This is a genomic window from Bradyrhizobium sp. UFLA05-108 (genome assembly GCF_059803455.1).
This window is the reverse complement of record NZ_JBANAZ010000046.1, coordinates 37,664-63,251: the sequence shown is the minus strand read 5'-3', so window position 1 is coordinate 63,251 and position 25,588 is coordinate 37,664. Positions and strand designations below refer to the sequence as shown.

The 25,588-nt window shown below is 60.1% G+C and carries 25 protein-coding genes and 1 pseudogene; 12 read left to right on the top strand and 14 right to left on the bottom strand.

Annotated elements, in window-relative coordinates; all coding sequences use genetic code 11:
* Nucleotides 1–35 precede the first annotated feature (35 nt).
* The 7 genes from SO140_RS29200 to SO140_RS29170 all read right to left on the bottom strand — a co-directional run bounded on the left by SO140_RS29200 (nt 36) and on the right by SO140_RS29170 (nt 7,624).
* Nucleotides 36–341: a UBP-type zinc finger domain-containing protein gene (locus tag SO140_RS29200; protein ID WP_449384236.1), complete on the bottom strand. Its 306-nt coding sequence runs from the start codon at nt 339–341 to the stop codon at nt 36–38.
* 89 nt (nt 342–430) lie between these two features.
* A complete protein-coding gene (locus tag SO140_RS29195) occupies nt 431–1,597 on the bottom strand; it encodes an NADH:flavin oxidoreductase/NADH oxidase (RefSeq protein WP_449384235.1) in 1,167 nt (388 codons plus the stop codon).
* 85 nt (nt 1,598–1,682) lie between these two features.
* On the bottom strand, nt 1,683–2,690 hold the full coding sequence (locus SO140_RS29190; protein ID WP_474799244.1) for a cytochrome d ubiquinol oxidase subunit II: 1,008 nt from the start codon (nt 2,688–2,690) through the stop codon (nt 1,683–1,685).
* Nucleotides 2,687–4,075, bottom strand: coding sequence for a cytochrome ubiquinol oxidase subunit I (locus SO140_RS29185; protein ID WP_449384620.1), 1,389 nt, complete (start codon nt 4,073–4,075; stop codon nt 2,687–2,689). Before SO140_RS29185 ends, SO140_RS29190 begins: the two co-directional genes overlap by 4 nt.
* A 168-nt stretch (nt 4,076–4,243) precedes the next feature.
* Nucleotides 4,244–5,881 carry an MFS transporter gene (locus tag SO140_RS29180; RefSeq protein ID WP_449384621.1) on the bottom strand — a complete coding sequence of 546 codons (1,638 nt, stop codon included), beginning with the start codon at nt 5,879–5,881 and terminating at the stop codon, nt 4,244–4,246.
* Nucleotides 5,878–6,981, bottom strand: coding sequence for an HlyD family secretion protein (locus SO140_RS29175; protein ID WP_498543517.1), 1,104 nt, complete (start codon nt 6,979–6,981; stop codon nt 5,878–5,880). Before SO140_RS29175 ends, SO140_RS29180 begins: the two co-directional genes overlap by 4 nt.
* Nucleotides 6,982–7,057: 76 nt before the next feature.
* Nucleotides 7,058–7,624, bottom strand: coding sequence for a helix-turn-helix domain-containing protein (locus SO140_RS29170; protein WP_498540690.1), 567 nt, complete (start codon nt 7,622–7,624; stop codon nt 7,058–7,060).
* A 293-nt stretch (nt 7,625–7,917) separates the two neighbouring features.
* Between SO140_RS29170 and SO140_RS29165 the strand changes: the two genes are divergently transcribed.
* The 6 genes from SO140_RS29165 (at nt 7,918) to SO140_RS29140 (ending at nt 12,520) form a co-directional block, all read left to right on the top strand.
* Nucleotides 7,918–8,583 carry a sensor histidine kinase gene (locus SO140_RS29165; RefSeq protein ID WP_449379635.1) on the top strand — a complete coding sequence of 222 codons (666 nt, stop codon included), beginning with the start codon at nt 7,918–7,920 and terminating at the stop codon, nt 8,581–8,583.
* Between the two features lie 108 nt (nt 8,584–8,691).
* On the top strand, nt 8,692–10,125 hold the full coding sequence (locus tag SO140_RS29160) for an NAD-dependent succinate-semialdehyde dehydrogenase (protein ID WP_449379636.1): 1,434 nt from the start codon (nt 8,692–8,694) through the stop codon (nt 10,123–10,125).
* Between the two features lie 60 nt (nt 10,126–10,185).
* Complete coding sequence (locus SO140_RS29155; protein ID WP_449379637.1) at nt 10,186–10,842, top strand: NAD(P)H-binding protein; 657 nt, start codon at nt 10,186–10,188, stop codon at nt 10,840–10,842.
* A gap of 106 nt (nt 10,843–10,948) precedes the next feature.
* Nucleotides 10,949–11,464, top strand: coding sequence for an FUSC family protein (locus tag SO140_RS29150; protein WP_449379638.1), 516 nt, complete (start codon nt 10,949–10,951; stop codon nt 11,462–11,464).
* A 42-nt stretch (nt 11,465–11,506) separates the two neighbouring features.
* Nucleotides 11,507–11,749 carry a hypothetical protein gene (locus tag SO140_RS29145; protein WP_474799235.1) on the top strand — a complete coding sequence of 81 codons (243 nt, stop codon included), beginning with the start codon at nt 11,507–11,509 and terminating at the stop codon, nt 11,747–11,749.
* A 12-nt stretch (nt 11,750–11,761) separates the two neighbouring features.
* Nucleotides 11,762–12,520, top strand: coding sequence for an alpha/beta fold hydrolase (locus tag SO140_RS29140; protein WP_449379639.1), 759 nt, complete (start codon nt 11,762–11,764; stop codon nt 12,518–12,520).
* Nucleotides 12,521–12,845: 325 nt separating this feature from the next.
* Here the strand turns inward: SO140_RS29140 and SO140_RS29135 are convergent, their stop codons facing one another.
* Both SO140_RS29135 and SO140_RS29130 read right to left on the bottom strand, forming a co-directional pair.
* The gene (locus tag SO140_RS29135) at nt 12,846–13,346 is read right to left on the bottom strand and encodes a Dps family protein (RefSeq protein WP_449379640.1); all 501 of its coding nucleotides are present in this window, start codon (nt 13,344–13,346) and stop codon (nt 12,846–12,848) included.
* Between the two features lie 317 nt (nt 13,347–13,663).
* Complete coding sequence (locus tag SO140_RS29130) at nt 13,664–14,680, bottom strand: aldo/keto reductase (RefSeq protein WP_449379726.1); 1,017 nt, start codon at nt 14,678–14,680, stop codon at nt 13,664–13,666.
* Between the two features lie 377 nt (nt 14,681–15,057).
* Between SO140_RS29130 and SO140_RS29125 the strand changes: the two genes are divergently transcribed.
* The 5 genes from SO140_RS29125 (at nt 15,058) to SO140_RS29105 (ending at nt 20,275) form a co-directional block, all read left to right on the top strand.
* Complete coding sequence (locus SO140_RS29125; RefSeq protein WP_449379641.1) at nt 15,058–15,882, top strand: type 1 glutamine amidotransferase domain-containing protein; 825 nt, start codon at nt 15,058–15,060, stop codon at nt 15,880–15,882.
* 57 nt (nt 15,883–15,939) lie between these two features.
* Complete coding sequence (locus SO140_RS29120; protein ID WP_449379642.1) at nt 15,940–16,239, top strand: putative quinol monooxygenase; 300 nt, start codon at nt 15,940–15,942, stop codon at nt 16,237–16,239.
* A gap of 69 nt (nt 16,240–16,308) precedes the next feature.
* Nucleotides 16,309–16,773 (top strand): (2Fe-2S)-binding protein, encoded by a 465-nt coding sequence (locus tag SO140_RS29115; protein ID WP_449379643.1) that lies wholly within the window; start codon nt 16,309–16,311, stop codon nt 16,771–16,773.
* Between the two features lie 8 nt (nt 16,774–16,781).
* Nucleotides 16,782–18,941 (top strand): xanthine dehydrogenase family protein molybdopterin-binding subunit, encoded by a 2,160-nt coding sequence (locus tag SO140_RS29110; protein WP_474799231.1) that lies wholly within the window; start codon nt 16,782–16,784, stop codon nt 18,939–18,941.
* Nucleotides 18,938–20,275, top strand: a complete 1,338-nt coding sequence (locus SO140_RS29105) for a c-type cytochrome (RefSeq protein WP_449379645.1) — start codon at nt 18,938–18,940, stop codon at nt 20,273–20,275. Before SO140_RS29110 ends, SO140_RS29105 begins: the two co-directional genes overlap by 4 nt.
* Nucleotides 20,276–20,665: 390 nt before the next feature.
* Here the strand turns inward: SO140_RS29105 and SO140_RS29100 are convergent.
* Nucleotides 20,666–21,540 (bottom strand): annotated as a pseudogene (locus SO140_RS29100) (alpha/beta fold hydrolase).
* Between the two features lie 196 nt (nt 21,541–21,736).
* On the opposite strand from SO140_RS29100, the gene SO140_RS29095 reads away from it, so the two are divergent.
* Complete coding sequence (locus tag SO140_RS29095) at nt 21,737–22,087, top strand: hypothetical protein (protein WP_449379647.1); 351 nt, start codon at nt 21,737–21,739, stop codon at nt 22,085–22,087.
* Nucleotides 22,088–22,205: 118 nt separating this feature from the next.
* Here the strand turns inward: SO140_RS29095 and SO140_RS29090 are convergent, their stop codons facing one another.
* The 4 genes from SO140_RS29090 to SO140_RS29075 form a co-directional block, all read right to left on the bottom strand.
* A complete protein-coding gene (locus SO140_RS29090) occupies nt 22,206–22,397 on the bottom strand; it encodes a (2Fe-2S)-binding protein (protein WP_474799228.1) in 192 nt (63 codons plus the stop codon).
* 146 nt (nt 22,398–22,543) lie between these two features.
* Entirely contained in the window at nt 22,544–23,554 is a 1,011-nt protein-coding gene (gene cydB / locus SO140_RS29085) for a cytochrome d ubiquinol oxidase subunit II (protein WP_449379649.1), read from the bottom strand.
* The gene (locus tag SO140_RS29080) at nt 23,554–24,954 is read right to left on the bottom strand and encodes a cytochrome ubiquinol oxidase subunit I (protein ID WP_449379650.1); all 1,401 of its coding nucleotides are present in this window, start codon (nt 24,952–24,954) and stop codon (nt 23,554–23,556) included. Before SO140_RS29080 ends, cydB begins: the two co-directional genes overlap by 1 nt.
* A gap of 176 nt (nt 24,955–25,130) precedes the next feature.
* Complete coding sequence (locus SO140_RS29075; RefSeq protein ID WP_449379651.1) at nt 25,131–25,574, bottom strand: hypothetical protein; 444 nt, start codon at nt 25,572–25,574, stop codon at nt 25,131–25,133.
* Between the last annotated feature and the right edge of the window lie 14 nt (nt 25,575–25,588).

Sequence of the window (25,588 nt, the reverse complement as noted above, 5' to 3'; positions counted from 1 at the left end):
GGAGAATTCGTGATCGACCGGCGGCTTTACACCGATCACACGAATCTCGGTATTGGACCGAGCTGCTGTGTGGGATGATCAAGCTCGATGAACGTCTCGTCGACATAGCACCAGCCCCAACCCTCTGGCGGATCGTAACCCTCAATGATGGGATGTCCACTCGTCTGAAAGTGCTTTGTGGCGTGCTTTCCGGGCGATTGGTCGCAACAACCGACGTGGCCACACGAACGACAGATGCGCAGGTGGACCCACCAGCTCCGAGTCTTCAAGCATTCCTCGCAGCCTCGCGCGCTCGGCGTAACGGTCCTGATAAGGCCTCTATGAGAACAGGAGCTCGGCACTAGGCACCTCCGTGCCGCGAATTTGCGGCCAGTGGTTAGATCGGCGACAATGCGCGCGGCGTCCTAACTGGCACCCCCGAATTTGCCAGCTATGATGCAAGAACTCGTAGATTGCGGTCAACAAGGGAAGACTGCTCGGACCTCTTGGGGCTACTCCCTGTCAACAAATCCTTGAAGCGTCGAGGCTGCGACCGAAGGTACTGATTTGGTGCCTGGACCTGCGCGCCTAATTCGGCCGCAGCATGCCAGGGCCACCGAGGATCATAAAGGATAGTCCGTGCCAGTGCGACCATATCAGCTTCCCGGGTACCGACAATCGCTTCGGCCTGGTCGAAGCCGGTGATCTGTCCGACGGCGACGACAGGTATCTCGACGGCTGTCTTGACGGCCCGAGCCAGGGGCACCTGATAGCTTGGCCCCACGGGAATCCGCTGAGCTGGATGAAGACCCCCGCTGGAAATATGGACCGCGTCGCAGCCGGCAGCTTCGAGCGTCGTTGCGAAGGCGCAGGTTTGTTCGATGTCCCAGCCTCCGTCGACCCAGTCGGTGCCAGATATTCGAACGGTGACGGGCCTGTCAGGTATCGACTCGCGCACCGCCTCGAATACCGCAAGTGGAAATCGCATGCGATTTTCCAAGGATCCACCAAACTTGTCGTCACGCTGGTTGGAGAGCGGTGACAGGAATTGATGCAAAAGGTAGCCGTGTGCGCAGTGAAGCTGTATCAGATCGACGCCGATATAACGGGCGCGTTTTGCCGATGATACGAATGCATCTCGTATCTCGCGAAGTCGTTCGAGGTCTAGCATCTGCGGCGACATCTCGCCTTCGGCATAGGGGATCGACGAAGGTGCTTCCGTCTGCCAGCCATTTGGCGCGCTCGGCGCGATCTGGGCCCCTCCTACCCAAGGCACGTCCGTCGACGCTTTGCGGCCTGCGTGGTTCAATTGGATGCCGATAGGAATGCCCGACCAGCGTCGAATTCGATCGAGCGTGGAGCCCATCGCCATTTCCGTCGCATTGTCGTACAGGCCAACATCCGCCCATGTGATGCGGCCATCCGGCAGCACTGCTGTGGCCTCGATCGTGAGCAGGGCCGCCCCGGAAAGCGAAAGGTGACCCAAATGGATCAAGTGCCAGTCGGTCATGCAGCCATTGTCTGCCGAATATTGGCACATCGGCGCGATAACGATCCGGTTCGACAATTCGAGCGAGCCGACCCGAATGGGTTCAAACAGGGCTGGCCGATGCGTCATTGCAATCTTTCTCCGCGATGCCATCGTTTCGAGCAGGAGCTGTCGGGCTCGGTCGGCGGACGGACCCGCCGTCATCTTTGCTCGTTCATGAAGCGCCGACCTTTCCCCGAAACGTCCAGTAGCTGAAACCAACGTAGGCCAGGATGATCGGGACGATTGCAGCGATTGCGAAGAACGAGATCACTTGGGTTCGCTGTTCGGACGCCGCATCCCAAATGTTCATAACCCCCGGAATGGCGTAGGGCCAGACACTCGCGCCGAGCCCACCCAGCGAGGCGAGGAACAGCAGAATCGCGCAGAGAAATGGCACCCAGTCACGCGGTCCGGACAATGACCGCAAGGCGCCGACCCAGGCGGCTGCGGCGAGGAGGGGAAGCGGCGAGAGCGACAACAAATGGGGGAGCGTGAACCAACGATCGGCGATCGCAGGGACGCTCAATGGAGTCCACAGGCTGATCAACGCGATTGCGGCTCCCGTGAGAAGAAGCGTTACGAGCGCGAGCCTGCGGCCGGAAGCTTGCGTCGATCCCTCGGTTTTCCATATCAACCAGCATGCGCCGAGCAGGCCATAACCGGCTGCTAGCCCGAGGCCGGTTGCGACTGAAAACGGCGTGATCCAGTCGAGCGGACCGCCGGCAAAGTGGCCGTCGGCGACTCGAATTGTCCCGCCGATGAATGATCCCAGGATGGCGCCCTGGCAAAAGGCTGCGATCGCAGAGCCGCCAGTGAAGGCCGCCGTCCAGATGACTCTCAAGGGACCGCCCTGGGATCGGAAGCCGAACGAAACGCCGCGCAAAACGAGCCCAAACAGCATCAAGGCGAGGGGCACGTAGTACGCCGGGATGAGAATTGCGAAGGCTCCGGGAAAGGCGGTCCATAACACCATCGCGCCGAGTACGAGCCAAGTCTCGTTGCCGTCCCAGGTGGGCGCCAATGTTCGGATCATGATATCGCGGTCCGCCGGACACGATGCGAATGGCAAGAGGATCCCGACTCCGAGGTCGAAACCATCCAGGATGACATAGAGCGCTATGACGAAGGCCGCAGACACGGCGAACACCACCGGCAGATCGAGATTGCCAAAAATGCTCATTTGATCGCTTCCGTTGCTGCGATTGCTACGTGGATGGCGCCGAGCGGCCGGCCAACGGGAGTTGTTGGTGTCTCGGTCTCGAACCCACGCCACACCAATCGGCCGCCATAGTAGAAGAAGCCGAGTAGCAGGAGGTTGTAGAGCACCAGCGCGACGGCGAGCGATCCGAAGACAGCCCCGCCTGCAATCGGGGAGACGGCATCAGCGGTTCGCAACTGTCCGTAGACGACATACGGTTGCCGTCCCACCTCCGTCACTGTCCAGCCCGCGAGCGTCGCGATAAAGCCAAGCGGTGTGCCGACCAGACACGCGTAGAGATACCAATCCGTGTCGAACAGCTTCTGGCGCCAGCGAAGATAGAGAGACAGTAACGCAAGGCCGAGCAGCGCCATTCCGCAGCCAACCATGATCCGGAAAGCGAAGAATACGGGAATGACGGGCGGACGCTCGCTCGCGGGAACTTCTTTCAGGCCCTTGACTTCGCCGTTAAACGAATGCGTGAGAATGATGCTCCCTAGCCAGGGGATTTCGACGGCGTAGTCGTTGCGCTCAGCCTTCTCGTCGGGCCAGGCAATGGCGGTTAGTGGCACCGCTTTCGCCGTCTCCCATCGCGCTTCGATCGCTGCGAGCTTCATCGGCTGGAATTTACGGGTGTTGAGCCCGTGTTGATCGCCGACGAAGATTTGCAGTGGTACCAAAATCGTTGCCATCCAGAGGCAGAGCGAGAAGGCCGCGCGGGCAGGCGCCTGCTCCTTCTCCCGGCCGCGCAGCAGCCAGAACGCGGACACGCCGACAACGACGAAAATTCCGGTGATGAAGCTGGCCAGCAGCATATGTGCGAGCCGATATGGCATCGAAGGATTGAAAACCACGCCCCAGAAATCCGTGGTGACGAACCGGCCGTCGCCGGTCATGGTGAAATCCACCGGCGTCTGCATCCAGGAGTTGGCCGCGATGATCCAGAATGCCGAGATGACCGTGCCCGTCGCCACGATCACAGATGCCGCGAAATGCAGCCATTTCCCGACGCGCTTCTCACCGAACAGCATGATCCCGATAAAGCCGGCTTCCAGGAAAAAGGCCGTCAGGACTTCGAGTGTCAGGAGCGGGCTGATGACGTCAGCCGTGACTCGCGCATACCGGGACCAGTTAAGTCCGATTTCATATGAGATGACGACACCGGTCACGACGCCCATCCCGAACGCGAGGGCAAAGACCTTCGTCCAGAAGGTCGCGAGCTGATGGTATGCCGGCTTTCCGGTCCGCAGCCACAAGGCGTTCAAGGTGACGATGAACCATGCGATCCCGATCGAAAATGCCGGCCAAAGGATGTGGTAGCCAATCGTGAACGCGAATTGTAGGCGCGAGAGTATCACGGGATCCATCGGCACACTCCATCCGCGGACACGTGACAGCTCCCAGGAGCTGGAAGGATTGTCCGCACATCCTTCAGTGTGCCGTTTCGCCTCGAACAAATATTGTGAAAGCGTGCCCCTATTTGTCTGTGTCGAGCCGCGCGTTGCGCTGATGCCGGCGAATGAGTTCGTTCACTCTCAAGCGTGCGTCGCCAGAGTTACACCGCACCGACGCAGTAGCGCTTTGACAAAGCCAAACGGAGCGGGCGTAAACGGCCCTGGTGGCGCCCGTGTGATCCAACACAGGCAGAATAGGCCGGCGATCGCCAGCCAAAAGCACAGTGAGAAGCCGTCGATGAATGCCAGGACACTGGCTTCGCGCGCAACGGTTCCCGAAAAAACATGGATCGCTCGTGCCGATGCTGCATCAGCACCACGATCCGAGAGTTGATCGGCGAGTGCGGCCAATCGGTGTCCGACCTCGGAATTGCCGTCTGCAACGTGAAGCCCGAGATAATTCGAATGAATCTGCTCGCGGACCCGCAGCCATGTGGTCATTAACGCCACGCCAACCTCCGCGCCGACCACGCGGATGACCTGGATATACGCCGAGAATGCCGTTGCACGAGACGAATCCGAGTTTGCGACCAGGGTAAGAATGGTTGGCGTCAAGGTGAAAACCTGGCCGACCGACAACAGGAGGACGATCACACGAAAGTCCGCTGCCGCCCAATCGTTGGTCAATTGCATGCCAAGAAAGCCTACTGCGGCGAAGGTCGATAGTCCGAAGGCGGCAACCCAACGGGCATCGAAGTGTCGAAGGATAACGATCGAAAGTGGTGTCAGCATCAATATCGGCAGGGCGCCATAGGCCAGCATCAGCGATCCATACTGCTCGGGACGCAGCAACGTGACGGTCCCGAGAAAGCCGGGCACGAGGACGGAATTGGAGAGGCTCGTCAGGGTGTAGAACAGGGCGGTCGCGAGGCCGAATCCGATGTTGCGCTTGAACAGCACGTTGATGTTGGCCCAGGGATCGCTCGCGTAGATTTCGTTGACCAGGAAGGCAATGAAGAGGGCGCCGCCACCGGCAATCAGGCCAACCACGATGCCGGAGCCGAGCCAATCGAGCCGGTTACCCTGATCGAGCCCAGCGTAGAACATCGACAATGAAGCGCCGAACAACAACATGCCGGCCCAATCGGCCTTACGCAAAAGGTCATGGTTGATCTGGCATGGAGGTGTGCCCAGATAGACCAGCAATGCCATCAGCGGCGCAATCACGACGCCTTGCCAGTAGAACCATTGCCATCCGAGGTCGGCGGCAAACAGCCCGGCGGCGGCGAGGCCCACATCCTGCGTCAGCCCAACGCGCACTGCGTAAAGGGCGATCGCCCAAAGCCACCACTTCATCGGCAAGTGCCGGAATATGATCATGAACGTCGCCGGCACAAAGGTACCCAGCAACATCCCATAAATGATGCTCAACACCATCAGCGCTTCGTAATTCCTGGCGAACGGGATGGCATAGGAGACGACGGCAAACAGCAAACTGGGGACCGCCAGGATACGTCGCAATCCGAAGGTCGTGACGAGCCAGACCACCGCCGGAGCGACGAATATTTGCGATCCGACGGAGGCCGTGTAGAGCCAGGCTCCCTCGTCGAAGCTGAGCGAGAACGCTCCGCGCAGATCGGGGAGCCCGTAGCCGATCAATCGCGTGTCGTAATTGGTGAAAATGGAGCCAAGAACGACGGCGGCAACCGCGAACAGCGGTTGCGGAGTGATACCCCCGAATGAAACGGGCCCGCGCCGATCATCGTCGCTACTGATCATCCGCCGCCACCGACATGAATGTGGGTGACGACGGACATGCCCGGCAACAGCTGAGCGAGCAGCGGCTGATGCTTGTCGAAGGCGATCCGCACGGGGATTCGCTGGACGACCTTGGTGAAATTGCCGGTCGCATTGTCCGGTGGGAGCAGCGCGAACTGAGAGCCAGACGCCGGCGAGATCCGCTCGACATGTCCGCGCAGCGGCCGGTCCGGAAAACTGTCAACTGCGATATCGACGGCCTGACCAGGGCGGATGCGCGTGAGCTGCGTTTCCTTGTAGTTCGCTATCACGTAGACGTTCGGGAGCGGCACGATATTGATGAAGTTTCGCCCGACAGTGACATAATCGCCGAGCTGAACTTGACGTTCGCTGACCACGCCATCGAACGGCGCAAGGATGCTGGTATAACCCAATCGGAGACTCGCGGCAGCCAAAGTCGCTTTGGCGCCGTCAACATCCGCGGCACGCTGCTTCTTCGTCCCCTGGAGCACCTCGAGCTGGTGATGTTGTTCGGCGACAGCCGCACGACTGGCGCGCGTATCGGCCTGGGCCTTGCCGTAGGCGGCAGTCGCCTGCTCGAGCCGCTGTCGCGTGCCTGCATCAGTCTGCGACAGAGCTTGCTGCCGATCCTGCTCCTCGCGCGCCTCGGTCTCGATGGCCTCTGTCGATCGAAGCGTCGCTTCAGCCTGCGCGATGACAGCATATTGGCGCTCAATCTGGTCGCCCAGGATTTCGATAGCAGCCCGCGATGCCGCCAGGGTGGCGTTCGCCAGATCCACCTGAGCTTGGTAGTCGGAGGGATCGATCTGAATCAGCAAGTCGCCTGCCTTGACCGACTGGAAATCGTCGACGGCGACGGATGATACCTGACCGGAAATGCGGGTGCTGAGCCGGGTGACGTCCGCACTCACATAGGCGTCGTCGGTCGATTGTATGGCCGCCTGGCCCGTCCAGGCGTTCCAGCGGTTCGCCGCGACGGCGATAAGCGCAACAACGGCCAACAGAACGAGGGTGGGCAGCAGGAACCGTAGGTAGGACCGTAGCGCCGAAATCGCGCGATGATCGCGAAGCGGCTCGGGTGTGGCCTCGCGCATCAACATGTCTTTTGAGTCGACTGGCATTGACCCTCACCGGTCAGTCGTTCGACGCGCGCGAGATCCTCGCGGACTTGCTATGCTATGGCCAGGAGTGGAGCAGGGGCGATTGGAGAACGCCGCCAGACGTGGCTCCCTTGAACGCCCGCCGCCATGCGTGTGGATTGTGCCCCACCGTGCGCCGAAACAGGCGGCACAGAGCGGACTGGTCGACCAGGCCGCAGGCGACCGCAATTTGACTCAACGGCTCGTTGGTCGTGAGCATCAGCTTCTGGGCGCGTATGGTTCGCCTCATTGTCAGGTAGGAGTGAGGCGGCTGGCCAAAGCTCTTCTTGAATGCCCGCGAAAAGTAGCTGGGGCTGAGATTGACCACGCCTGCTAGTTCGGCTGTCGTCAGCGAGACGCTCAGATTGGCTTCGATATGCGCTTTCAGACGGCGCTCTTGCCAGGGAGCCAGCCGACCTGCGCTCGCGGATGGAGCATGCGCATTTTCGTCCAACGTTGCGCGCAAAATGTCCATCACGCAATCGATGAGCTGCCGGGCACGCGCTTGATCCGAGACGACGGCGTCGTCCGCGCTCCGAAGCAGTTCCATCATCGTATGCGCAGAAGCGAGCGAAGACGGTTCGGTCGGCGTATCGCCGCTCATTTTGCTGACAACATGCGCCGGCGTCGCCCCTGCGCCGTGGGACAGAGTGGTAGAGCCATCCATGATTCACCCAGTAGGAAATTGGCGTTGGAACCATGGGCGGCGGCTGCGCCAAGTGAAAGTTAAAGGTTGTAAAAAGAGGAAGGAGGCTCTCGCCGGATTTGTCCTCGATTTTACAGCACGAACGGGAAAGTCTCGGCGGTGCTGATCAAGGCAGGCGGCGCCGAATGGCTAGGATCCATCACGCAGGGAACGGTTGGCGGATGGAGTCGTGAGAGCCAGGAGCGCGCAACATGAGAGATATGTTCGAGTTTGCGGAGCTTAGCAAGGACACGTCGGTCGCGGATGTCGAAGACCACGTCCTGCTGAAGGAGATGTCCCATCGGATCAAGAACGAATATGCAGGCATCATCAATGCAATCTCGCTGCGCGCCCACAAGTCGCAGAGCACGGCAGTCAGGGCCGCCTTGACCGACGTGGCGACGCTCCTGATGCAGTTGTCGGATGTCCATCGGGCGCTGACGTTTCCCCCTGGTCGGCAGCCGGTCGAGGTCTGTGCGTATCTGCAGCGGCTGTGCGGCGCGGTGAGTGCTGTGCGGCTAAGGGATCGCAACATAAGGCTGCTGCTCGTCGAGTCCGAACCGCAATTTCTTGCGGCCGAAAGCTGCTGGAAGCTTGGGCTTGCCGTCTCCGAGCTCATTACCAATTCGTGCCGGCACGCATTTGGCCCGGTCGACGGCGTTATCCGGATCGAGTTGTCGAAGGCCGGGCCAATGGTGACATGCTGCATCTGCGACAATGGTTGTAACCGAGGTCAACGGCCGGCGGGACGGGGTCTGAAGCTCGTGAAATCCCTGGTGCAAAGCGTTGGAGGCACGTTCGATTGTGGCTTTGGAGACCGGGGCGCCATCACGCTGATCTCGATGCCCAGCAGCGGAACTCTTGGCGGCCTTCACTGAGGATTGCGGCGCGAGGTGACACTTTTACCTCTCTTTACTTGCTCGCCGATGCGGCGCAGGCAACGTTGGCAGGTCGAGAAAGCCCACCCAGGAGCAGGAGCGCGAGAGATGGCGGAAGCAAGAGCATTTGCAGCGGCCACACCCAATCTCTTTCAGACGATCAATCCAGCGACGGGTGAGAAGGGAGCAGCCTACCCCGGGCATAGCATCGACCACGCGTTGTCGATTGCCGCCAACGTTCATCGCGCGCAGACCACGTGGCGTCGGGTCGGCTTCAAGGATCGCGCTCCTTTGATGAAGAATGCCGCCAAAGTCATTCGCGACAATAGTTCGCGGTATGCCAAGCTCATGACGGAGGAGATGGGCAAGCCAGTGACCGATGGCCTTGCCGAGCTCGACAAATGTGCCTCCTGTTGTGACTATTTTGCCGAGGCCTCGGAAGGCTTTCTCAAGCCGAAACCTCTCGATATGAGCGTCGGCTATTCCGGCCCCGGCGCGCCACCCAAGGCGTTTGCGACCTTCAATCCCCTCGGCGTCATCCTTGCCGTCATGCCGTGGAATTTTCCGTTCTGGCAGGTCATCCGGTTCGCTGCGCCGCATCTGATGGCCGGCAACGGCGGCGTCTTGAAGCATGCGTCCAACGTGCCGGGATGCGCGTTAGCCCTGGAGGAGATTTTCAGGCTGGCGGGATTCCCCGTCGACCTGTTTCGAGCGGTGCTGCTGCCGTCGAAGGATTTGCGGCCACTGATCGAAGACCCGCACATCGCCGCGGTCACGCTGACCGGCAGCGTTGCCGCCGGGAAGTCGGTCGCCGCGATCGCCGGCGCAGTCATGAAGAAGGGCGTCTACGAGCTCGGCGGCTCCGACGGCTATATTGTGCTCGAGGATGCGGATCCGGTCGCCGCCGCCAGGATATGCGCGCGCGGGCGCATGGTGAACGGTGGCCAGAGCTGCATCGCTGCGAAGCGCTTTGTTGTGGTCGAGAGCGTCGGGCCGGCTTTCGAGAGCGCGCTCGTCGAGGAGATGAAGCGTTTCGAAATGGGAGACCCCAACGATGCGAAGACGCTTCTCGGGCCGATGGAAAGCGTGCATTCGCGGGATCAGATCGCAAGTCAGGTCAGTCAGAGCATCAAAAATGGTGCTCGGCTTCTGCTGGGTGGCGAGGCTCCGAAACGCGCCGGCGCCTGGTTTCCGGCAACGATCCTGTCGAACGTTCTGCCGGGCCAGGCGGCGCATGACGAGGAACTGTTCGGGCCCATTGCTGCGGTCATATCCGCCAAGGACGAGCGGGACGCGATTCGTATCGTGAATGCGAGCGAGTTCGGCCTGGGATCAGCGGTGATAACCGCTGACACCGCACGCGGCGAGCGCATCGCGGCGGAGGAGCTCGACGCCGGCGCGGCGTTCGTCAACCAGAACGTTAGGTCCGATCCGCGGCTGCCGTTCGGCGGGATCAAGAACAGCGGTTACGGCAGGGAAGTGTCGGAGTTCGGCATCCGGGAGTTTTGCAACATCAAGACGGTTTTCGTCGAGAAGCTGTAGGAGTGTCGGGCCCCTGGCTGAAGGGCCGAGTATGAGGCGCACTGCCCTGGCGAGGAAAAAATGAAGATCTTCATTGTCGGCATTTCCGGAGAGACCGGGTTCAGGCTTGCGGCCCTGCTCAAAAGCCGCGGCGATGAGGTCGATGGTTTATATCGGCGGGCTCAGCAAGGCGAAAAACTGCGGTCGATTGGCGTTGCCGGCACTCTCGGCGATCTCGTTCGGATCGATGAGACGAAACTGGTGGCCCACTTCTCAGGAAGCGATGTCATAGTCTTCGCAGCTGGCGCCGGCGAGGCCGACAGCGATGCCATGATCGACACCGTTGATGGTGACGGCGTAACCAAATCGATCGTTGCTGCCCGAGGCGCTGGCGTCAAGCGCTTCATCCTTGTCTCGGTATTTCCCGAAGCCGGGCGCCAGAAAGGATGGGGTGAAAGCTTCGAGCATTACATGGCAGTGAAAAAGCGTACCGATGTGGAGTTAGCTCGGACTGACCTGGACTGGATTATCTTGCGTCCTTCCTCTCTCAACAATGAAAGAGGTGTTGGCACAGTTAGCCTGGGGCCAGCGGAGTTCCACACGAGCATTCGTCGTGATGACGTTGCGGCGACAATCGTGGAATTGGTTCACACGCCAGCTCTACGACGTAGAATCCTGGAATTGACGGAAGGTACGATGCCCATAGAGCGCGCCGTCAGAATGCAGATCGACGGCTGAAAGAGACGCTGTCGGCTCATCGCACTCATCGCTTGGCGGAAGTGGCCATGAGAGATCGATTATCATGAAGAAACTCACAGCCTGGGAATTAATCTACGCGTTCGCGATGGCGATCGCTTGCGCGGTCTCTTACCTCCTGACAACCGAATTGCTCGGCGGCTTCATCGATCGCGGCGATACTCTCCTCGGAGGTATGTGGGCTGCTGTCGCGACTCTGTTCGTGTTCCGCGAGACCCGAGAAGGGAGCGTTTCGGCGGGGATATCGCGGCTGACCGCGACCTTTGTGAGCTTCGTCCTGAGTTTCATCTACATCGCTTTTCTTCCTGTCAATGCGGCCGGTATCGGTCTCGTTATTGGCGTGGGGACCATCGTGATGCTGTTCCTGGGACGGCGCGAGGACATTGTGACCACCGGGATCACGACAACTGTTGTGCTGGTGGTCGCTGCCATCGACCCGAAGCATGCGCTGGCGCAACCGTCGCTCCGTCTGCTCGACACGGTCGTTGGGATTGGTGTCGGCATGCTGGCGAAATGGGCCGGGTCTTATGCCGTGGCCCGCGCCGGGATTATCCCAGTTTCCGACAACGCGTCGCATTCGACGGCGAGGCAGGCCGAGGCATGACCAGCTCCGGCCAGTTTGGGCTGACTTGCCTGAGGAAATGCCATGCCAATCGCCGAAGTCTCCGAGCACGTCCACGCCGAGCGCTTTTACATCTTTAAACTGGTTTTATTCCGACCAGACGCTTCTACTAGCTGCGCAAAGCACCGGCCTGAGAGGAAGATCACGACGATCGCTTCCGTCGCAGCCAACCTTTCAAAGCAAGGCGATGATCAGGCCGCTCCCTGCAACATTCGATCGTCTCGTGTCGACTGTGAATACGGCAAAATCAATCCTCCCATCAAATGAAGGAACGTAGCTATGAAATCGTACAAGAGCGCTATGGGCTTGAGCCTCCTGACCGCGATGGTTGCGATCGCCCAGCCAGTTTGGGCTACCGAGCCGAAAGCCAAGACCGCCGTCCTTGTCCATGGCGCATTCGCGGATGGTTCGAGCTGGGAGAAGGTCATTCCGTATCTCGAGAAGGCCGGGCTCAAGGTCGTTGCCGTCCAGAACCCACTCGACTCGCTGGACAACGACGTCGCGGCGACCAAACGGGCAATCCGGAACGCGGAAGGTCCCGTCGTCCTCGTCGGCCATTCATGGGCCGGTGCCGTCATCACCGAGGCGGGTAACGACGACAAGGTCAAATCGCTCGTCTATGTGGCGGCCTACGCACCCGACAAAGGCGAGTCCGTAAAGAGCGCGACTTCGAAATATCCAGATCCGGAGAGCTTGAAAACGTTCGTCAAGGACCCCGACGGTTATCTCACGATCAGCGAGGAAGGTATTAAGAAATATTTCGCGGCCGACCTTCCGCCCAAGGAGCAGGCGGTCGTAGCTGCGACGCAGGGACCTTTCCACATCAGGACGCTCGGCGCTACGATCAGCCAGGCCGCGTGGCGGGAGAAGCCGACCTTCATGGTCGTTGCGACCAAGGATGCGATCATTCCGCCACAAATGGAGAAGGACCAGGTGAAGGCGGCCAAGGCGACGGCGATCGAGGTGCCGTCGAGTCACGTCGCGATGCTCGCGTTCCCGAAGGAAGTCTCCGAACTGATCATCAAGGCGGCGGAGTAACGCAACGCCGTTCCCAACTGGACAAATCCCTGGGCCGCGCTCGTCTGGCGCGGCTCCTGGGTCAGTGGCACGGGTTGAGGGCTCACGCCGCCTCTTCGGGCCGCAGATCTCAAGCTTTTGGGATTGTTTGGCTTCGACCGCGTCGACGCGCACAAGTCGGCCAGGTTCAGAATCGCTAAGGCGTCGTCGCGGCGGGACCGATCGCCATTCGCTTTCGGCTATCTCTCAGAGTGCGAACGCCGCCGACGGCGTCGTCCACACTCGTTCCAGGGACGGGATCTTTCCGTGTACGATCATTGCGGCGGGGAATCAGGCAGGCGGGGAATCAGGCAGATCGTGTGGCTTCGAAGAGGAACCAGGCCCGCCGCTCTGCCTGGTCGGTCCAGCCGTCGAGCAGTCCCGAAGTGCCGTTGTCCCTGGCTTCATCAACGAGCACTTTCGCTTCGCGGAGCGCACGAACCAGCGCGAAATTGTCCTCGCGGAGTTCGGCGAGCATGTCGTCCGCCGGCACGAATTCGGCATCATTATCCTTGATTGTCTGCCGGCGAGCGATGTCTCCGATGGATCGCAGGGTTGTATTGCCAGTCTTGCGAACTCGCTCGGCGATGTCGTCGACGACCGAGAAGATTTCCGTCGCCTGGTCGTCCAGCAACAAATGGTAGTCGCGAAAATGTGGCCCGGCCATGTGCCAATGAAAATTCTTGGTCTTGAAATAGAGGGCGAGCATATCCGCCAGGATCGTGTTGAGTGCGTTGGTCGCAGTGGTGGTGTTCCGCAGCGCCAAGGCTGATGTGGAATCAGGTGTTGGTATGCGAGCTGGAATCATTATCATCTCCTGACGTTCATGCGGCGAGCCGCGATGGAATGCGATGAAAAAGGACGATCGGGGCGCCCCGGGGGAGGGACTCGGGCGGATTGCGCCCCGACCTACGCATGGCACGCTGCCATCCGTATGGCACTTGGCATTGGAGAGACGTGCGCTGATGGGCCAGACTTTCCGAAAGCCAAAGTCGTCAGACGTTTCTAAACCTGTCGCAAGAGTAGAACCACACGATACCCGGCTCAATTAAATCGGCGTAACGGCCCGTAAAATCTTGCACGGTACAGAATTTATCTGGCGTGGGACGCTAGTGAATTGACGCCTTATCTATCGATCGGCAGAGGCGCCTCTGCCGCCACAAGCCCTTTCTTTCGCAAGGCTAGCCAAAACTCAGCGGGAATTTTGGTCTTGAGCGCTGCGTGATCTTCGCGGATGCGTCCGGGTTTGCTGGCCCCGGGAATGACTGCGGCCGACGCCGGGTGCGCCAGAGAGAAGTGCAGTGCCGCTGCCTTGATGGGTATGTTGTATTCCGCACACAGGACCGAGATCTTCTCGACCTTGGCGGCAATCGCCGGCGGCACCGCCCCGTATTCGAAGTGACGCCCGCCTGCAAGCACTCCGGAGCTATACGGGCCGCCGATCACGATATCGACTTTCTTGCGCTGTGCGGCGGGCATCAGCCTCTGCAGCGCCACCTCATGATCGAGGAGAGTATACCGGCCGGCGAGCAAGGTCGCATCCGGGTCCGCCTCGGTGAGCCCGAGCAGAAGCTCCACGGGTTCGACCCTGTTCACGCCGAGGCCCCATCCCTTGATCACGCCCTCGTTGCGTAGTTTCGACAGAGCTCGGAAGGCCCCCGTGCGAGCGGTTTCAAACATTGCAAGCCAGCGATCGCCGTAAAAATCCTGGGCGATATCGTGAACCCACACGAAGTCGATATGGTCGACCTTCATGCGCTTGAGGCTGTCCTCGATCGATTTCATGGTGCCATCGGCCGAGTAATCGGGGACGATCTTGTTGGGGCGGCCGTGTTTGAAGATGTCGCCCTTCTCGCCGTGGTCCCGGGCGCTCGGATCTTCGACTTCGTCGAGGATCAGCCGGCCGACCTTTGAACTAAGAACGTATTCGCTGCGAGTTCGCCTTGAGAGCGCTTTGCCGAGGCGAATCTCTGCGAGCCCGGCTCCGTAGAATGGAGCGGTATCGAAAAATCGCGTGCCCGCGTCCCAGGCCGCATCGACCGTCGCAAGTGCCTCATTCTCGGGGATATCCCGATACATGTTGCCGAGCGGTGCTGTGCCGAACCCGAGCGGCGCGGCCAACAGTGCTTCCCTGATTCTCATTTGAACCTCCGGTGACGATGAAGTTGGCGTTGCCGATGTCGCGCGGAGTTGATTGCGTCCATCTCCAGTCGGCAAGAGCGCCACTTCCGCGAGTCTATGTTGCGGATTTGCAGCTGACGAATAGCGATTTGTAAATTGAGGAAAATCGCTCGCCGCGAGACCAATGCGAGACCTTGGAGCTCAGAGCCTAAGGGACTCTCCCGCTGTTCGACGTTTTACATCTCTTTACGGGCGTCCGTGCCCGCTTCCGATTATCTGTGACGGCGACAATGGTGCCCGCGTGCTGATCTCGCAACAGGGCATTGGCTGCCGGCAGATCCAGTACGTCGACGTGGAGCTGCTGCGACCCATTCAGAAACGAACGGAAGGCTGACACCATGAGCAAGGCAAAGGTGCTTGTCGTTGGATCCAATGCCACCCAGATCGAAGTGCAGGGTGGCAAATGGGGGCCAACCGGAAATTATCTCAACGAGACCGTCGTTCCGATCATGGCGCTGATCGGAGCCGCCTACGACGTTCAGCTCGCCACGCCGGACGGCACCAAGCCTCACATGGACAAGGCCTCGGACTCGGCTGCGCACTTTGGCGGTGACACCGCCGCCTATGCCCGCGCCAGGGCGTTCTGGAGCGATGATCCCGCGATGAACCAGATTCAGTCCCTCGGTGCGGTGATCGAAAGGGGATTGGACGGCTACGCCGGGGTGTTCGTGCCGGGCGGCCAGGCGCCGGTCGTCGATCTGATGCAGGACCGGCAGATGGGCGAAGTGCTTCGCCACTTCCATGACCATGCAAAGCCGACGGCGCTGCTCTGCCATGGTCCGATTGCGCTTGTCTCGGCGATGTCGCCTGCGCGTGAATTCCGCGCGGCCTTGATGGCCGGCGATGAGTCGAAGGCGAAGCAGTTAGCCAAGGGGTGGCCGTATGCCGGTTATCGGATGACGATCTTTTCCGCCTCGGAAGAGAAGTGGGTCGAAAAGGAGATCCTGCATGGGAAGATGTACTTCACCATGCCGCAGGCGCTCAGCGCAGCGGGAGGCGACGTGGCGACGACGCAGGTCGATTTCGAGCCCCACGTGATCGTTGATCGTGAGCTCATCACTGGCCAGAACCCGCGCTCGGATCATTCGGTCGGTGAGGCGCTGGTCAAGGCGCTCGATAAGGCAGTCACTCAACGTCAGCCTGGTGCAGCCGCTTCCGCCTGACCGGCGGAACGGCCGGTGGAGCTCGCGCGACGATGAGCCGACCACAAGGAGAGATCAGTGGCAACTCACATGAAAACGACGGCGCTGCTCAAGGCCCAGCCCGGAAAGGCGGGCGAATTGATCGCTCTGTTGCGTGGTTTGGCAGGCCATAGCCGCTCCGAGCCGGGCAACCTTCGCTGGGACCTTTGGCAAGATCAGAACGACGAGACAAATTTCATCGTCGACGAGCTCTACAAGGATATCGAATCGGTACAAGCCCATCGGGCAACACCGCACTTCCAGAACTACGCATCCAGGATCAACGACCTCGCGACCAGGACAGCTGTGACTTCGCATCCTTTGGACGTGGTCTCATAAGGCTGTCGGACAGCCGTGCGCCGCATCTATATCGCGCTGAGCCGAGCCGAGCAGATAGCAGGAGTCCATATGGCAACGACGCTGAATATCAACGGTCAGGAAAGATCGTTCGAAGCGCCTTCCGAAATGCCTTTGCTATGGGTGCTGCGCGATATTCTTGGATTCACCGGTACGAAGTTCGGCTGTGGCATGGCGCAGTGCGGTGCCTGCACGGTGCATGTCGATGGCAAGCCGGTCCGCTCGTGCGTGCTCCCCGTCGGCAATCTTCAAAGCCGCACGATAACCACCATCGAAGGCATCGCCGCGACCCCGGTGGGGGCCCGGGTGCAGAAGGCCTGGCTTGACCTCGAGGTCGTGCAGTGCGGCTATTGCCAGTCCGGTCAGATCATGTCGGCGGCGGCGCTATTGGCATCGACGCCGGATCCCGACGATTCCGATATCGACGCAGCCATGGCGGGCAACATCTGCCGCTGCGGCACTTATGTACGTATCCGGGCCGCCATCAAACGGGCGGCCGCCGCTCAGAAGGCGTAGGTGACGTCATGTCCAAATCGCCGAATGTCTCGCGTCGTCGGGTTCTCGGCGGCGCATTGGCAACTGGTTTTGTGTTCGCCTTCCATCTCCCGGTCGATGCCGCCGGGCCCGTGAAGGATTCAGCCGGAGGGACGTTTGCGCCAAACGCGTATATCCGGATCGACGGAGCCGGTCTCGTCACGCTGGTGATGCCGCAGGTGGAAATGGGGCAAGGCATCTACACGGGCGTTGCCACGATCCTCGCCGAAGAACTCGATGCAGACCTGACCCAGGTCGCGCTCGAGCATGCGCCACCGGACGAGAAGCTCTATGCCAACTCATTGCTGGGCGTTCAGGCCACCGGCGGATCGACCTCGGTTCGTGCATTCTGGACTCCGTTGCGGAAAGCGGGCGCCACCACCCGGGCCATCCTCGTCAAGGCCGCCGCGGAGCGGTGGCAAGTCACGCCGGAGAGTTGCAGCACGATCCAGGGCACGGTGGTTCACAATGAAAGCGGCCGCAAGCTTCGCTATGGCGAGCTCGTGGAGGCCGCCGGCAAGTTATCACCGCCGGGCGACGTTGCGCTGAAGGATCCCAAGGATTTCGTCCTGATCGGAAAGCCGCTGAAGAGGCTCGATACGCCGGACAAGGTCAACGGCAAGGTGATCTACGGCATCGACACCATGATGGCCGGCCTGAAATTTGCGACGCTGGCGCAATGCCCGGTTTTTGGGGGCAAGGTTACGAAGATCGACGACGAGGCTGCAAGGAAAATCTCGGGTGTGCGGCAGATCATAGCGTTGGACGACCTGGTCGCCGTCGTCGGGGATCATATGTGGGCCGCCAAGTGCGGGCTCGAAGCACTCGACATCACCTGGGACGAAGGCAAGAACGCCAACCTCAGTTCCAAGGACATCTGGGAGCATCTTCGCACGGCGAGCGAGGGTGCGGGCGTCGTCGCAAAATCCGTCGGGGATGTCGCCAAGGTGCTCAATTTTGGCGAGTCGTATGATGCGTCCTACGAAATGCCATTTCTTGCGCACGCGACGATGGAGCCCCTGAACTGTACCGTCCATGTTACGCCGAATTCGTGTGATGTCTGGGTGGGAACGCAGATCATTGCGCGCGCGCAGTCGGTCGCCGCAAAAGCCGCCGGTCTTTCTGAAGACAAGGTGGCGATCCACCAGCATCTTCTGGGCGGAGGGTTCGGACGCAGGCTCGAGGTCGACATAATCGCCGCCGCCGTGCGGATCGGCAGCAAGGTTGATGGGCCTGTCAAGATCATCTGGACGCGCGAAGAGGACATCCAGCATGACCTCTACCGTCCGATCTATCATGACAGCATTTCGGCGAGGCTGACCGGCGACAAGGTGATCGCCTTCAAGTACCGCGTCGCCGGCTCATCCGTGATCGCGCGTTGGTTGCCGCCCGCCTTCAAGGAGGGCATCGATATCGACGCTGTCGATAGCGCCGTCGACATGCCCTACGACATTCCGAATTTCCAGGTGGATTATGTCCGCGTCGAACCGCCCGCCGTTCCGACCGGCTTTTGGCGCGGCGTCGGTCCAAACAACAATGTGTTCGCGATCGAATGCTTCATGGACGAACTGGCGCGCAAGGTGAACAAGGATCCGGTTGCATTTCGACGTGACATGCTCGGGAAGACGCCACGGATCCGTCACGTGCTGGATCTGGCGGCGGAAAAGTCGAACTGGGGCCAGCCGTTGCCGCCGCGTGTGGGCCGCGGCGTCAGCGTGCAGCCGACCTTCAATAGTTCGATCGCTACCGTCGTCGAGGCGGAAGTTGACACCGGCGGCGACGTCTACATTCGGAGGGTGACGCTCGCCGTGGATTGCGGCCTCACCGTCAATCCGGACACCGTCGTCGCGCAGGTCCAGGGTGGTATGATCTTCGGTCTGACCGCTGCATTGTATGGTGAAATCACGTTGGAGAAGGGCCGCGTCCAGCAGTCAAATTTCCATGACTATCGCATGCTGCGTATCGACCAGGTCCCGAAGATTGATGTCCACCTCGTGAAAAGCGGGGAGGCGCCGGGCGGGATCGGTGAGGCGAGCGTGGTCGGAGGTCCTCCTGCGTTGCGTAACGCCATCTATGCGGCGACGGGCATTGCATTGCGCCGGCTTCCGATCGACCGGCAATTGATCGCGGAGAAGAAGCCGTGGTTATGAGAGCCATTGTTGTGAAGTCCGTGATCGGGGCCGCTGTTCTCGGCGCGGTCGTTGCGCTGGGCGCAGTTTGGTACGTTCGAGGGCCGGGTCCGTTGGCGTTCACCGGCGGCAAGAATGTTGCCGTGGCGGACTACAAGGACGGGGATCCCACGGGTGTGCCTGCCGAGATGAGACAGGACAGCCTTCTCGAGCGCGGCAAATATCTTACGGAGGCGGCGGACTGCGTGGTCTGCCATACGGCGCCGGGCGGCAAGAAATATGCGGGTGGCTTTGCGTTCAAGCTTCCGTTCGGGACCATGTACTCGACCAACATCACGCCGGATCCGGAGACGGGCATCGGCAAGTACACCGACCAGGAATTCCTGGATGCGATGCATCGGGGCGTCCGCCGCGATGGCGCGCGGCTCTATCCGGCAATGCCCTACACGTCCTACACGTTTGTCACTGATGCCGATGCTCTCGCGATCAAGGCCTACCTTTTCAGTCTGGCGCCGGTACGCGCCGTGCCGCCGGCAAACACGCTGTTGTTTCCTTTCAATCAGCGCTGGGCCATGACGTTCTGGTCGTTGGTGTTCAATCCCGATACGCGCTTTCGGCCTGATGCGTCGCAGAGCCTGAAGTGGAATCGCGGTGCCTACCTGGCCGAAGCGCTGGCACATTGCGGCGAATGCCATACGCCACGCAACATCGGCTTTGCGCTCGACAACCGGAAGAAATTTGCCGGGGCGCCGGTGGCAGGGTGGCATGCCACCGACATCTCTTCCGACAAGACTACCGGCCTCGGCGGCTGGACCGACGATGACATCGCCTCTTATCTTTCGACCGGACATGTGTCAGGCCGCGGCACTGCATCGGGACCGATGGGCGAAGCCGTCGATCACTCCTTCAGCAGGATGACGAAGGCCGATATCGAGGCGATGGTTACGTTCCTGCGAAGCGTTCCGCCCACGATGTCATCCGATGTTGCGTCAAAGTCAGCGCCAGCGCCGGTGTCCCACAAGGACGGCGTGACCGCCAGCCTGCTCGGCAAGAAGGTCTTCGAGGGTGCTTGCGTCAGCTGTCACGGCTGGAGCGGCGAGAGCGCGGTCTCGAAGTTTGCGACTCTGACAGGGAGCGCCGCCGTCAACGATCCGAGCGCGATGAATGTCGCGCAGATCGTGATCAGCGGCACGAGACGCCTGACCCCGGATAGCGCGCTGTCGATGCCTTCTTTCGGTCAGGCGTTCTCCGACGATGAGATTGCCGCGGTTGTCAACTACGTCACCGCGCGCTTTGGAGCCAAGGGCTCGGCGCTCACGGCACGCGATATTGCCGACCTGCGAGCGCAGAACTAGGCTCCCGCGTAAACGAGGCGGGCCATCGCAACGGTGCCGAAGATGGCGCCTGCTCAAGACATGGGATCCGTCATGCCGTGCTCATACAACTGCCCGACTCTTGGGGGCGCCTTGGCTTGCTCCTGCGACACCACGCGCTTGCGGCAGAGTGAGCGCGCTGCCCGTGTCTTCGCGGAAGAGAAGGAGGAAACTCATGACGATCGACATTTCTCGTTGGCCCCTGCTCGGCCTCGGGGCCCCGACGCTCCAGACTCGCAAGAAGCATCCCGTGAGGTTCACGAAGGGCTATAAATGGAAACATTGGACGTTGCCAGGTCGGTCCAATCGATCTGCCACGAGCACAACAGACCGACGTGTCGAACTTCGACTGAACGTGCAGGAACTGGCGACTCATCGGAATGCGGCACGAACCTCATCGATGGCCAGCCTTGGGTTCTGCAGGTGGGGGAAATGCCCCATGCCTGGAAGAAGGGTCAGCTCCGCATGCAGCCTTTCGGCGAACTCTACTCCCATCTCCTGTTGATATAGAGATCTTTCTCTCCCCAGATCACCTTCACGCGTGCCTTGAGCTGGGCCAGTCGCGATTCGAAGTCATCCTGGTCTCGCGTAAAGTGCGAGTAGTAGTGGGAGAACGCGTCAGCCGTCGTCATCGCTCCTTGAGTCCATCCTCGGCACATGTCGTCCTTGAACTCAGGCGCGACTTCAAAATGCCCTTCCTTGGGCAAACCTCGCGTGAAGGTGTTCTCCAGGATCTCGTCGCGATTGCTGTTCAAGCTGGCGCGGACCTGGTCCATCGCAGGTCCCGCCTTCAGGCTTTGCAGGCTCGCATACATGAACTGGGGCCTGTTGAACGGGGCGAAATCGCCCACGATGATCGTCCTTGCGATATCGGGTTTTTCCACGGCCAGCAGGAGCGTGGGGAGCGCTCCGATATCGGTTGCGTAGATCGTGAGCTTCGATTTATCGATGGCCGCCTTCTCGATATATCCATCCAGAATACGCGCGTAGTCCTTGGGCGCATATGAAAACTTGTCGACCGTTGGCCTAGATGAGAGCCCGTAACCGGGCCAGTCGAACGCGTGGACCTCGTGGTCATCAGCCAGAGCCTTGGCTATATCCTTCCAGGCATACAGGGTCTCCGGAAATCCATGCAGGAAGAGAACGGTCCCCGTCGGGTTCGCATTGCGCAGAACCATTCGCCTGAGCGTGATATCTTTATTGATCTCAACGAAGTCGATCGCGTCGTCGTTCACTGGTTGTGACATGACGCATATCCTTTCGCTGCTTGCTGTACTTCTCGTGGATGAAGTTGCTCACGTGAGCTTTGGGTCAATCGGGTCATTTTTGACTCGCTCGCTCGATGTCTGCAAGTCAACTGTCCTTTCGATCCAGGAAGAAGCGAATATCGTTGCTCTCCCAACAGGTTCTCCCGGTGCCTGACCGACATACAGAGGAGATGACATGAAATTCGTTTCTGCAGCCGCATTGGCACTTATTGGCTGCCTTGTCGGCTTCAAATTCGCAAGCGCACAAGGAGCCGCCATGAGAACGACGCCGACGACCAAAATTCTCGCCATCGGGACAATCAATCCCGGTTTTGAGCGGTCGCAGGTCTTTGCTGTCCTGCCGGAGGAAGTTCGGGAAACTGTCGACCTCAAGCTCGATGGCAAGATCGAGCAGTGGTATTCGCTACAGGGAAAGCCAGGCGTGGCGTTCATCATCAACGTCACCGATCCGGCAGTCGCTCACGAAATGCTTGAAAAGCTGCCTTTGGGAAAAGCACATATGATGAGCTTCGAACTGATCCCATAGGCCCGCTCAATCCGCTTCGCTTTTTGCAGGGCATGCAGTCGAAGCGTTGAGATACGGAGGTTCGATCCGAAAGAAAGGTGGCGATGCTCCGTCAGAGTATATGGGAAGGCGGCCGCATCTAGATCGACGAAAGATGGTGCAGAGGCTTGTGCCGCAGGAGTCTTCTGACCGAGCGGGAGCAAAGCCCGCAATGCACCAAGCAGCCGAGGCAATTGTAGACCTGCGCAGTCGAATTTAGGTCGGCCTCAGCGGAGGCGACAGCCTCTTTGATGTCGCGATCGCTGAGGACATTGCATGAGCAGATGATCATTCTGAGTGCGCTTTCTGGCATTCCGTTATCGTGCGAGCGGATCTAATCCGCTGCCGACCCATAACTGCCCCAGACAAATAGCGATCTACGTCGTAGTCCAATGATGGGTCGTTTCAGCGCTTGATCTAGAAGATTGGTGGGGGCGATCAGTGATACCCCACATCGGCGCGAACCTTTCCGCGAAACACCCAATATGACCAGCTCGAATAGGTCAGGATGACAGGAATCAGGAACAGCGTTCCGACCAGAAGGAAGGCCTGGGTGCGCGGCGAGGAGGCAGCCTCCCACAGTGTCAGCTGGTAGGGCACGATCATTGGAAACAGGCTGATGGCCATGCCAATGTAGGCAAGGACGAAGAGTGCGATCGCACCAAAAAATGGCGCCGCCTCGGCCTTGCCGTCGAGAGACCGCCATGTCGCGAGCGCGATCACGCCGGACAGTACGGGTACCGGCGCGAACAGCGCGATGTTGGGCCAGGTGAACCAGCGCGCCGCCACCGCGGGGCTCATGATTGGGGTCCAGATGCTCACGATCGCGATCGCGGCGACGACACCGACGAGGCAGACGCGGCCTTGGCGACGTGCCGCAGCCTGAATGTCACCGTCGGTTTTCAGAATAAGCCAGCCGGCGCCGAGAAGGCCGTAGCCGAACATCAAGGCGACGCCGGTCAGAACGGAGAACGGGGTGAGAAACGCAAGGGACGTTCCCGCAAATTGGCCGTCGCAAACCGGGAAACCCTGGACGAATGCGCCAAGCACGACGCCTTGCGCAAACGTGGCCATGGCGGATCCGAGGCAGAATGCGTGGTCCCAGAACGTCTTGTTTTCAGCGTCGCGAAACCGAAATTCGAATGCAACGCCGCGGAACACCAGTGCGAGCAACATGACCAGGATGGGAAAATACACCGCTGGAATGATCACGGCGAACGCAGTCGGGAATGCCGCGAGAAGGCCAAGGCCGCCAAGGACCAGCCAGGTCTCGTTACCATCCCAGATCGGGGCAATCGAGTTCATGATGGTGTTACGGGAGCGCGTATCGGACGCCAAGCCAAAGAGCATTCCCACTCCAAGATCGAAGCCGTCGAGCAGAACATAGAAGAAGACGGCCAGCGCAAGGATCACCGTCCAGATCGGAACCAAATCGAGCGCCTGGGTCATCACACTTCTCCTTTCACGACGTTGATTGCGGGAACCAAGACCGGTGCGGCAGGAATGCCAGCCTCGATCGCCGGAGCCGATTCACCGGTCTCAAGCGGACCTTTGCGAACGAGCCGAAGCAGCAGGATGAGGCCCGAGGGATAAATCAGCAGATAGACCGCCATGTAAGCTAGGAGTGACAGCGTAACGTCATGGCCTGTCACAGACGGCGTCACCGAGGCTGCCGTGCGCAAGAGCCCATAGACCGTCCACGGCTGGCGGCCGACCTCGGTCACGAACCATCCAGCAACGACCGCGATGAAGCCGAGTGGAATCGCACACTGACAAGCCAAGAGGTACAGTCGCGTGTCATAGAGTTGCCCGCGCCACCGCAACCAGCCGCCCAGAAGCACGAGCCCCAGCATCAGGCCCGCGCATCCGACCATCGCACGGAAGGCAAAGAAGGGAATCGCGACGGGCGGACGCTGATCAGCGGGGAAGTCCTTCAGACCCTTCACCTCGCCATTGATATCGTGGGTCAAGATCAGGCTTCCGAGCCAGGGAATTTCGACGGCGAACTTGTTGTGCTCGGCCTTGTCGTCCGGAATTGCGAAGACAGTCAGCGGCACGCTCTTCGCGGTTTCCCAACGAGCCTCAATGGCCGCCAGCTTCGCAGGCTGATATTTGCGGGTGTTGAGGCCGTGCATATCGCCGATCACCATCTGCAGCGGCACCAGCACGGTCAGCGCCCAAAGCGCCATCGACATCATGGTGCGTGCTTCCAGGATGGATCGATTGCGCCTGAGCAGGTATGCGCCGACACCGAGGACGACGAATCCGGTGGTCGTGAAGAATGCGAACGCCGTGTGCGCGAGCCGATAAGGAAACGACGGATTGAAGATCGCCTTGATCCAATCTGTCGGAATGAACTGACCGTTCACGATCTCGTAGCCTGCCGGCGTCTGCATCCAACTGTTGGCGGACAAGATCCAGAACGTGGAAAACAAAGTACCGATCGCCACCATGAGGGCCGCGAAGAAGTGCGCCCAAGGCGGCACCAGCTTGCGGCCGAACAGCAGGACACCGAGGAAGCCGGCTTCCAGGAAGAAGGCCGTGAGGCCTTCATACGCAAAGAGTGGCGAGAGGACGTCCCCGGCTGCGGACGCGTAGCGGCTCCAGTTGGTGCCGAACTGGAATGGCATGACAAGGCCCGTCACGACACCCATGCCGAATGCGATGGCGAAGATCTTGGTCCAGAATATCGAGTTGCGGACATAGACTTCGCGTCCTGTCGCAAGGCTCAAGCCCTCGAGGACAGCGATGAAGGACGCACATCCGACGGTGAATGCTGGAAGCAGAATGTGCCAGGCGACGACCCAGGCGAACTGGATGCGTGATAGCAGGACTGGATCAAAATGCATCGCTGGACCTCTTGTGTTGTGGGGCTATAGAGAGAGCGACCGAAGGAGCCCTCAAAGCCGCCTGCAAGCATGCAGGCTCGTTGAAAATAGACCGCGCAGTTCAGCTGCATGAGTAAACGCTGCCAAATCGCGGCAAATTCTTCAAAGTGGAGGAAGCAACGACGTTGAGCTCACGCTCAACGGTCATTGAGGGCCTGCAATTCGGCACGGCATTCCTCGCTGAACGCCCGCAGCGGATTGACGGCATGGCCGTTCATCAGCTCGCGAACTTCAGAGAGGGTCTTGTTGGGCATGAAATATGTGTCGATGATCAAATGAATGACCGCATCCGCCTTCTCGATCACGGCGGTGCTTGATACGACGCGCATCCGGTTGATCAGCGCGTAGACGCTGACCAATGCGGAGACCTCCGCCTGATCGTGGACGAGCGCGTCGGCGTAGAGCTTCGAGGCCTCATCGATGAATTGCTTGTACAGCTTTTGCCGTCTGGTCTTTTCCCCCGACAGCCGCTTGGCGCGATCCTGATGGTGCAGCGTGAGCCAGGCTGACGCGAACGACGTAAGGCCGCCGATCGTCGACCCCGCCAACGCTGCCAATGCGGGGAGGTAGACCGTATTCATGGCGCAACTGACCG

What these genes read in the sequence shown, in the direction of transcription:
- SO140_RS29130 (WP_449379726.1), bottom strand. Translation starts at nt 14,680, where the DNA reads ATGAGAATCAGGGAAGCACTGTTGGCCGCGCCGCTCGGGTTCGGCACA.
- SO140_RS29115 (WP_449379643.1), top strand. Translation starts at nt 16,309, where the DNA reads ATGGCAACGACGCTGAATATCAACGGTCAGGAAAGATCGTTCGAAGCG.
- SO140_RS29080 (WP_449379650.1), bottom strand. Translation starts at nt 24,954, where the DNA reads ATGCATTTTGATCCAGTCCTGCTATCACGCATCCAGTTCGCCTGGGTC.
- SO140_RS29195 (WP_449384235.1), bottom strand. Translation starts at nt 1,597, where the DNA reads ATGACGCATCGGCCAGCCCTGTTTGAACCCATTCGGGTCGGCTCGCTC.
- SO140_RS29095 (WP_449379647.1), top strand. Translation starts at nt 21,737, where the DNA reads ATGAAATTCGTTTCTGCAGCCGCATTGGCACTTATTGGCTGCCTTGTC.
- SO140_RS29110 (WP_474799231.1), top strand. Translation starts at nt 16,782, where the DNA reads ATGTCCAAATCGCCGAATGTCTCGCGTCGTCGGGTTCTCGGCGGCGCA.
- SO140_RS29175 (WP_498543517.1), bottom strand. Translation starts at nt 6,981, where the DNA reads ATGTTGATGCGCGAGGCCACACCCGAGCCGCTTCGCGATCATCGCGCG.
- SO140_RS29160 (WP_449379636.1), top strand. Translation starts at nt 8,692, where the DNA reads ATGGCGGAAGCAAGAGCATTTGCAGCGGCCACACCCAATCTCTTTCAG.
- SO140_RS29165 (WP_449379635.1), top strand. Translation starts at nt 7,918, where the DNA reads ATGAGAGATATGTTCGAGTTTGCGGAGCTTAGCAAGGACACGTCGGTC.
- SO140_RS29075 (WP_449379651.1), bottom strand. Translation starts at nt 25,574, where the DNA reads ATGAATACGGTCTACCTCCCCGCATTGGCAGCGTTGGCGGGGTCGACG.
- SO140_RS29145 (WP_474799235.1), top strand. Translation starts at nt 11,507, where the DNA reads ATGCCAATCGCCGAAGTCTCCGAGCACGTCCACGCCGAGCGCTTTTAC.
- SO140_RS29125 (WP_449379641.1), top strand. Translation starts at nt 15,058, where the DNA reads ATGAGCAAGGCAAAGGTGCTTGTCGTTGGATCCAATGCCACCCAGATC.
- SO140_RS29140 (WP_449379639.1), top strand. Translation starts at nt 11,762, where the DNA reads ATGAAATCGTACAAGAGCGCTATGGGCTTGAGCCTCCTGACCGCGATG.
- SO140_RS29105 (WP_449379645.1), top strand. Translation starts at nt 18,938, where the DNA reads ATGAGAGCCATTGTTGTGAAGTCCGTGATCGGGGCCGCTGTTCTCGGC.
- SO140_RS29170 (WP_498540690.1), bottom strand. Translation starts at nt 7,624, where the DNA reads ATGAGCGGCGATACGCCGACCGAACCGTCTTCGCTCGCTTCTGCGCAT.
- SO140_RS29150 (WP_449379638.1), top strand. Translation starts at nt 10,949, where the DNA reads ATGGCGATCGCTTGCGCGGTCTCTTACCTCCTGACAACCGAATTGCTC.
- SO140_RS29180 (WP_449384621.1), bottom strand. Translation starts at nt 5,881, where the DNA reads ATGATCAGTAGCGACGATGATCGGCGCGGGCCCGTTTCATTCGGGGGT.
- cydB (WP_449379649.1), bottom strand. Translation starts at nt 23,554, where the DNA reads ATGACCCAGGCGCTCGATTTGGTTCCGATCTGGACGGTGATCCTTGCG.
- SO140_RS29185 (WP_449384620.1), bottom strand. Translation starts at nt 4,075, where the DNA reads ATGGATCCCGTGATACTCTCGCGCCTACAATTCGCGTTCACGATTGGC.
- SO140_RS29190 (WP_474799244.1), bottom strand. Translation starts at nt 2,690, where the DNA reads ATGAGCATTTTTGGCAATCTCGATCTGCCGGTGGTGTTCGCCGTGTCT.
- SO140_RS29090 (WP_474799228.1), bottom strand. Translation starts at nt 22,397, where the DNA reads ATGATCATCTGCTCATGCAATGTCCTCAGCGATCGCGACATCAAAGAG.
- SO140_RS29135 (WP_449379640.1), bottom strand. Translation starts at nt 13,346, where the DNA reads ATGATTCCAGCTCGCATACCAACACCTGATTCCACATCAGCCTTGGCG.
- SO140_RS29155 (WP_449379637.1), top strand. Translation starts at nt 10,186, where the DNA reads ATGAAGATCTTCATTGTCGGCATTTCCGGAGAGACCGGGTTCAGGCTT.